We start from the raw sequence: 7,988 nt of genomic DNA, 5'->3' as shown, positions 1-7,988 counted from the left end.
GCCATCCTCCGACACGGCGGGGCGGATCGGGCGCGTGTACCGGGATCTGGCGATCACGGTGCGGCCGCACGCCGAGCCGGAGCGGGCGGTGCGCACCACCGCGCCGCACCGGCCGGGGCGCGTCCGGCGCGTCGCCGTGCTCGGGGCGATCAGCGCCACCAAGGGCGGGCTGGTGCTGCAGGCCCTGGCGACCGATGCGCAGACGCGCAATCGGCCGCTGCGCTTTGCCCTGGTGGGCTTCTGCGACCCGGCGCTGGAAGGCGGGTTCGAACGTGCCGGCGTCACGCGGACCGGACGCTACGCGAGCGACAACGAGGCGCTGGATCTCGTCTGGCGCGTCGCGGCGGATCTGATCCTGCTCCCGGCGATCTGGCCGGAGACCTATTCCTACGCGCTGACGCTGGCGTTGCGCACCGGCCTGCCGGTGGCAGCCTTCGACCTCGGCGCCCCGGCCGACCGGCTGCGCGCCGATCCGGACGGCCATCTCCTGCCCTATGCCCTGGCCGACGACCCGTCCGCCTGCAACGATCGCCTGCTGGCCATCCCGCTCCCGGGCCGGGCCCGCACCACCATCGAGGCCGCCACGTACGACGACCTGATGCGCGATTATTACGGACTCGCCGCAGAGCAGGCCGAGCCGAGACTCCCCTCCAGCGAGGACGCCGCCTGACCATCGTCGCCCGGAGGCCTGCAGCGCGGCGGGCTTCCGAATCCGGCGCGGTTCGACACCGTTGGAGCCCGAGCGAGATACGGTATACGACCCCATGTTCGAGCGTCACAGCTATCATCCCGATCTCGTCGAGGTCGCACAGGGCCGGCCGTTATCCGTCATCGATCAGGACGCTAGCGCCGGGCAGCTCCAGATCGACCTCGGCCTGCGCTTTCCCGTCCATTCCCTCGCGGTCGATCCGCCTGACGGGGCGGCCGTCCCGGGCGGCGATCGGTCCGTCAGCTTCTCCGACGACGGACAGGTCTGGTCGTTCCCCGAGACCGTCTCGCCCCCTGACGGCGAGCCGCCCGCATCACGGATCCTGATCGCGCCGGGGCCGGCGAGCTGGGCGCGCTACATCCGCATCCCGGTCCAGCCGGGGCGACGGGCGGACGAACACGCGGCGCAGGTCTGGAGCGCGCGTGCCGCCGTCGACCTGATGGTCATGCGCACGCTCTGGGACGTCGCGTTCTCCATCCTCACCGAGGATCCGGAGATCGACGTCTATCGGGCCTACCGGTTGCTCGGCAGCCCCAATCAGGCGGGTTTGTCGCTCGTCGGAATCGATCTCTACGAGAACGGCGCCTTCGGGAACTTCATCATCCAGTGCCTGCTGGCGATCGGCATCTGCCGGGCACTCAAGCTCAAATACCTCAAGCTGTCGATCATGGACCGCAGCGAGGTCATCGCCCTCCAAGAGCCGCAGGAGATCGGCGGCATCACGTTCATCCCCGCGAACCACCCGCTCCCGGACGACGGGTATTTCCTGTCCGGCATGTTCTTCGACGTGAACATCCAGAAGCTGGCCGGCGAGCTCGATCAGGCCGAGTCGCGCCATATCATCACCCATTACATCCGGCCGCTCTTCGGCCGGCTGCCCGCGCAATTCCCCGAGAAGCCGGACGATCAGCTGCTGATCCATATCCGCTCGGGTGATATCTTCAGCACCTGGGTCGCGCCCCATTACCCGCAGCCGCCGCTCGCGTTCTACCAGCTCGTCATCCAGCGCCTGCTGCGGGAGAAGCGGATCGGCTCGATCAAGATGGTGTTCGAGAACCGCCTCAACCCCGTCATCGACCGGCTGGAAGCCTATATCGCCGGCCTCGGCATCCCGCTCACGACGCAGAGCGGAACGCTCGCGGAGGACGTGACGGCGCTCGCCAACGGCCGCTACCTCGTGTTCGGCCTCGGCACGTTCGGACCCGGCGTGTGCCACCTGTCCGAGCATGTCGAACAGGTCTTCTACTTCGCGTCCGGCTGGCCGCAGCATTTCCGGGGCATTCCGACGATCGGACGCCTCACCGAGGTCGTCGACACGGCGGGCGGATACACGAAGGTCGGGGAATGGGATAACTCCCCCGAGCGCCGCCAGCTGATGCTCGACTACCCGATCGAGAACCTCGCCTTCGACGATTCCGGCTCCGCGTAGCGAGCCCAACCCGCGATCGGGACTTGCGCGGCCGTGCCGATTAGCGGGACATCGGCGACCCGCGTCGGGTCGCGGCGCCGGAGAACGCACTTGGCCAGCACCGATCCGTCATCCACGTCCCTGCACGTCAATGCCTTCGCGATGCACCGGGCCGAGGTGCTGATGCGGCTGCGGCGCCGGCTCCGGCCGCGCCACACGACCCTCGTCAGCTTCGCCGCCAAGTACCATTACGTGGAGACTCAGCGGCGCCTTGCGGCCGCCGCGGCGGCGACGGGCGATTTCGACACGATCGAGAGCTGGTCCCCCGACCGCCTCCGCGAGACGCAACACTACCAAGCGCACCGGGAGATCCTCGACCGGTCCCGGGGCGCCGGGAACTGGGCCTGGAAGCCCTACATCATCGCGCAAGCCCTGGAGCGGCGGCGCGACGGCGACTTCATCGTCTTCACCGATACCGGAATGCAGGCGATCGGCGACGATCCGATGCCGCCGGTGGCGCCGCTGCTGACCTGGCTCGCCGGCTCGGAGCGCCGGGTCGCGGTGGGCGTGCTGCACGGGAAGCCGCAGCGGGCCTGGACCAAGCGCGACTGCTTCGTGCTCATGGGGTGCGATTTTGAGCGCTACTGGAATGCCGACCAGATCCAGGCCACCTGGATCGCCTTCATGGTCAGCCCCGCCACCCGTCACCTCGTCGCCGAGTGGCTGCGCTACGCGGGCGACGCCCGGGTCGTCACCGACCTGCCGAACCAGATGGGCCTGCCCGATCTCGACGGCTTCATCGATCACCGCTTCGATCAGAGCATCCTGTCGAACCTGATCTACAAACTCGACCTCGAAATCGCGCCGCTGCGGCAGCTCTCCAAGCAGATCCGGACCCTGATCGAGGAGTTGGAGACCGACACGCTGGTGGCGACGCGGCCGTCCGAGAACATCGCGCTCGGCAAGACCTGGACGGCGAGTTCCGCCTCGCCCTGGTCGGGGACGGCCGGGACCTACGGCGAACGCACCACCGGCGATCCGTCGTTCTTCTTCCACACCGCGCTGGAGCAGGAGCCCTGGTTCGTCCTCGATCTCGGCGCCGTCACGCGCGTCTCGGAGATCCGGATCTACAACCGCTGGGGGCAGCCCAGCGAGCGGGCGCAGCTGATGCGGGTCTGGCTCGGCGAGACCGAGGACGCCTACCGGCTGGTCTTCGACGCCGTGGATGCCCATTGCCACCCCGGCCTGCCCCTGCATCTCCGGTTCGACGGAGCCCGATTCCGCTACCTGAAGATTGATCTCGACGAGGAGCAGCACCTGCATCTCGACGGGATCGAGGTCTTTGCCGCCCACCGGGACGGCGACGCGACCGAGCGCGCGTGAGCCCGGTGTCGGACAAGCCGTTGTTCCCCCTCGGGCCGATCCTGTTCTTCGGGGATTCCCTGACCGCGGATCTGACCGCCGAGACGCCGGACCTGTTCTCCGGACCCCAGACGGTCGCCCGGGGCATCGCCGGCCAGTCCATCCGGGACATGGCGCGGCGGCTACGCTCCGACATCGCCCTCTACGGCGCGAAGGGCCTCCACCTGATCGGCGGCCGGGACGACATCCTCACCCCCGGTCGCGCGGTGTCGCTGGACGGTCTCGTGGCCGACCTGACCGCCATGCTGCGGGACGCGCGCGACCTCCATGTCCGGACCTGGGTCGGCGCGATTCCGCCGGTCGATCCGGCCGCGCCCGCGGCGGCCGGGCTGCCGGTCCACCTCATCGGCGCGGTGAATGCGTGGCTGCGCGCGCACGCGGGCGATTACGGGGCGCTGTTCATCGATTACGAGGCCGTGCTGGCGGGCGAGGGCGGGGCGCTCCGACCGACCTTCAGCCACGATGGCGTGCGCCTCAACGCTGCCGGCAGCGCGGCGCTGCGAGCGGCCATGATGGCGGCGCTCACCGCACCGGGCGTCGAGCAGATCTGGGCGCCGCCCGAGAGCGAGGATGCCGCGCGCCGGCGCAAGTTCCTGCACCATTTCGGCTATCTGGACTCGAACACGCGCTATCCGAGCCCGTTCATCCAGTTCGCCGGCAAGCCGGGGGCGAGCCATTACGGCGTCCCGTTCGATGCCGACGGCTTCCTCAACGCCACCCCGATCGCCGAGCGCAAGCCCGAGGGCGAGACCCGAATCCTGGTCGTCGGTGATTCGACCACGATCGATGGCGGCGACATCGCCAACACGCTGCCGGGCCGGATCGAGCGGATCCTCCGTACCGACGGGCTAGGGCGCGCAAAAGTCTACAATTTCGGGGTGATGTCGAGCTGCCTCACCCAGATGACCCACCTGATCTGGTCGCGGCTGGTGACCTACAGCCCCGACGCGATCCTCGTGCTCAGCGGCAGCACCGACCTGTTCCAGCCCTGGACCTACGATCCCCGGCCCGGCCACCCTTACAACGCCTTCATCACGCAGCGTCTCTACGACCACTTCTTCGACACGCACGACCCGCGGGCGCGGGAGGATGGCCTGTCGTACGACGCGCTGATCACGCTGATCTACGAGGCGCTGAAGCGGCTGCGCGCGGAGGTGGGCTGGCAGAGCCCGGGCTGGGAGGATTCCATCGTCCACCATTACGAACGCGCCGCGTACCGCCTCACCAAGCTGTCCCACGATCACGCGGTGCCGATCATCAGCGTCCTGCAGCCCACGGTCCTGCGCAAGCGCCACCTCACCGAGGTCGAGCGCGGCGTCGCCTCGGGGGCGTTCCTGGCCTATCTCGACCGCCAATACGCCAAGCTGGAGGCGTTTACGGCCGAGCTCGCGGCGCGGCGCCCCTACCGGCGGACCTTCACGGCGCTCGACCTCAGCGGGATCTTTCGCGATCGGGAGGCGGAGACCTTCTACGACATCGTCCACTACGACGATCCCGCCCGGGAGATTGTGGCGGCGCGGCTGGCGGGCGAGATCCGCGGGGCGCTGACGCGCGCCAGCGCGCGATTGCCGGTGGAACGCGCGCGACGCTTCATCGGCGCTTGGAGGCGATCGGCGGGCAAGTGGTGATAAGCGGGATACTTCGAGTTTCGGACGTCGGGATACCCAAGGATATCACAAACCAAGAGCCTCGAGAGCGAGCTCCAAATCCACCGTATCGACCGCGAAGGCAAACCGGGACCAGAGAAGATGATGATGCGGACGCGCGTAGGATCGGCCGGTGCAAAGGATCAGGTCTTGGTCGAGAGCCGCAGCGATCGTCGACCATGTTTCGCCGATAGCAGCATCTGCAGCGAAGACGAGAATTTTTGCTTGGCTTGACGCGAACAGGATGTTGGTGAGCGCCGCCCCTCCGGGCGCCGCGATGATTTCCGCATCGCTACATAATCTGACTTGATCCTCAATGCTGTATTCGCTCGGATCGACAGCAACAAATCCGTATTTATGCAATTCGCGCATCACCAACCGCTCGTTGATGAACGCGCGCTGGACTGTGTTTCTGGACCGACTTAGATATAGCCTTTTGCCCCGGGTGGGCGCCGGATAGCCGCCGGCCGGAGTAAAGCTCTCTCGCAGGAACCGCGTGTCATTGGGATGGACCAACATATTCCGGGAGGCTCGCGGCGGTATCACAAGCCGTTTGACTTTCAGATAGCTGTCCGGATCCACACGGACGAGCCGGCCGTCATTAATTCCAAGTCGCTCCAGGATAGCAAGCTGCCAAGCCTTGATCTTTTTGTCGACGAAAATTGGCAGGTCTTCGAATTCCGCGCTCATCCGAAGCGATCGAATTCGTGAGACATCTTCGGCCATCCAATGATAATAGTTTGAACTGAAACCAATAACGCATCCCATCTCGTAGCGGACCGTCGGGCGCGCCGTCGCACCGAGCAAAACAGACGCGTGTGAAGCAGCGATGAGATCCGGCGAAAACAAATCATAATGCATGGGCTGCATGTGCGTCGAGCTCCGCATCAGGGAGCCATCATCTGATATTACGACGCCATTCTGCGGTATGATCGTGCAATCGCTACCGATGGACAAATAAGTCGCTTCGAAAGCAACACGCCGGTCGACACTGGTCCGTTGCGCGCGATGAATGAGGGTGTACCGGAGCAGCAAATCCGCAGGCGCGTCGATCAATCGCCGACGGGACGTGTCTGGTGGATTGATCTCCTGTGCTTGATCGAGGTGATATTTGTTCAGTCGCAACAGGTTGCTCAGAATCGGCTTAATGACCGCTGTATCAGCGCGGAGCTCGCGTGCCGGAATCGCATTTACGGTTGCGGCGAGCGGCTTGACCAAGCATTCGGAAAATCCGTTTGCCTTGCTGTAACTCTCGATCTCGTCAAACAATTCCTGCCATGACTCAGTCCTGAACAATGCATAGATCAGTAGCAACCAAGACTCTTTATCGTCGCGAGGGTAATACGGCGGCGTGTCCAGAAGTTCCAGCACGTCAGAGAAGCGTGCTTGTTGCCAAGCTGTGTCGCGCTTTTGAATTGAGGTATTTGGCAATCTTATGTATGTGCCGACGCTCTCATAGATCTGGAACTCTTTGGCCCAAATGGCACGAAGAAGCGCCAGATCGGCCAGCGAGAACCGCGCCAAGTCCGCCAGTCTTCCGCTGGCGATCAGGTCGCGAAGTACGGCATCAGCGATCTCAAACAGGCCCAATTCTTTGCAGCAGCTGGCGGCGAACAGTCGCAATCCACTGGTTGGATCTTTATAACACCGTGTGAGATGGGCATTCCCCAGATCCTCATCCGCTAGGAATGAGAAGAAGTGAAGCTTGCTGAACGCCGAAAAAACGAGTGGCTCTCGCAAAACCACCGATACGACGTCGCGTATGTCCCCGACAGTTAGATCGCGAAGAACAGCCTGCCCTGAGCGTCTCAATCTTGCGGAAGCGGTCAAATATATTATCGAAACAACGAACAATATATTAGTTACCGAACGAGGTATCGAACCGAAGAAGAACCCGAATCCTTTCCTCCCGGCTTGCTGATATACGAATCTCCTCCGGCCTTGCTTGGATCCGATATGAATGTAATGCGCTACTGCACTGAGGCCGCTACCGACCACGTCGGGGTAAGCCATGTTGTATCGCTCGGACCAGAAGGCGGGTCCCGTCTCCCTCCCTTCAGCTGCACCCCAGCGGAGGTAGTGCAACAGCGCTGAGGACTTATTGGCCAGGATATCCGGATGGCTCCCGATATCCGGATAAGCTCCCAGATAGAACTGGGTCGAAAAATAGGGGTTGGGATCACGCTTCAATGCGTTGGTATTGACGATGAAATCACAAAGCGCATTGTTTCCGGACCTTGAAGCGATACGATAGGTCGAAACATACCAGGCCGTATCAAATAGAGGGTTGGGAAACAGGCCAGCGGATGCGCCGTGATTCAGATAATGGACGATGCATTCGTCTTCGGATGGATTGTCGGTCAAATATTGCGAGCGATACCAAGTCGGGTCGAACAGACCGCTGTCTTTGATAAGCTGGGCGCATGTTAGAGTGGAAGTCGATGCCAATTTACTTGGGCGCAGCGGGCCGAATCTTCTTTTAAGGGAAGTTGCGATAAGCATGAGAGCCAGTTTCTAAAAAATTGGGTCGCCGAGAAGCTTATGATTTGATTGGTCTGGACAATAAGCCACTGTCATCTGTTTCAGCGCTGCGGAAATGTTGTCGCCCGAAATACTGGTACCGCCTCGAATCAGCGTTAAAGGATGACGTAACGCCGTTGCAGATGTCAGGACGCAGCATGGAACCAATGCATTCGCGCAAGTCTTCCATGATGCGCTAGATCTGTGCAAGCGTTGTCCGAGAAGCTGGTTGTACTGCACATCAAGTCGAGGATCGCCAGCCCAGGTCGTATTGAATTCGACC

At 63.5% G+C, this 7,988-nt stretch carries 4 protein-coding genes and 1 pseudogene; 4 read left to right on the top strand and 1 reads right to left on the bottom strand.

Going from position 1 to position 7,988, the window contains the following annotated elements:
• From MKK63_RS16600 to MKK63_RS16585, 4 genes and pseudogenes are all read left to right on the top strand, one after another.
• Positions 1–670, top strand: a pseudogene (locus tag MKK63_RS16600) (glycosyl transferase); the annotation flags it as partial.
• 94 nt (positions 671–764) lie between these two features.
• Positions 765–2,138, top strand: a complete 1,374-nt coding sequence (locus tag MKK63_RS16595) for a coagulation factor 5 8 type domain-containing protein (protein ID WP_244003659.1) — start codon at positions 765–767, stop codon at positions 2,136–2,138.
• A gap of 90 nt (positions 2,139–2,228) precedes the next feature.
• Positions 2,229–3,500: a hypothetical protein gene (locus MKK63_RS16590; RefSeq protein WP_244003657.1), complete on the top strand. Its 1,272-nt coding sequence runs from the start codon at positions 2,229–2,231 to the stop codon at positions 3,498–3,500.
• Complete coding sequence (locus tag MKK63_RS16585) at positions 3,497–5,167, top strand: GDSL-type esterase/lipase family protein (protein WP_244003655.1); 1,671 nt, start codon at positions 3,497–3,499, stop codon at positions 5,165–5,167. Before MKK63_RS16590 ends, MKK63_RS16585 begins: the two co-directional genes overlap by 4 nt.
• Before the next feature lie 45 nt (positions 5,168–5,212).
• Here the strand turns inward: MKK63_RS16585 and MKK63_RS16580 are convergent, their stop codons facing one another.
• Positions 5,213–7,687, bottom strand: a complete 2,475-nt coding sequence (locus MKK63_RS16580; protein ID WP_244003653.1) for a glycosyltransferase family 61 protein — start codon at positions 7,685–7,687, stop codon at positions 5,213–5,215.
• Positions 7,688–7,988: the final 301 nt, after the last annotated feature.

The sequence above is a fragment of the Methylobacterium sp. J-088 genome (assembly GCF_022829295.1).
GTDB lineage: Bacteria > Pseudomonadota > Alphaproteobacteria > Rhizobiales > Beijerinckiaceae > Methylobacterium.
Note: the sequence above shows the minus strand (reverse complement) of the source record. Positions and strands in the feature narration are given on the sequence as shown.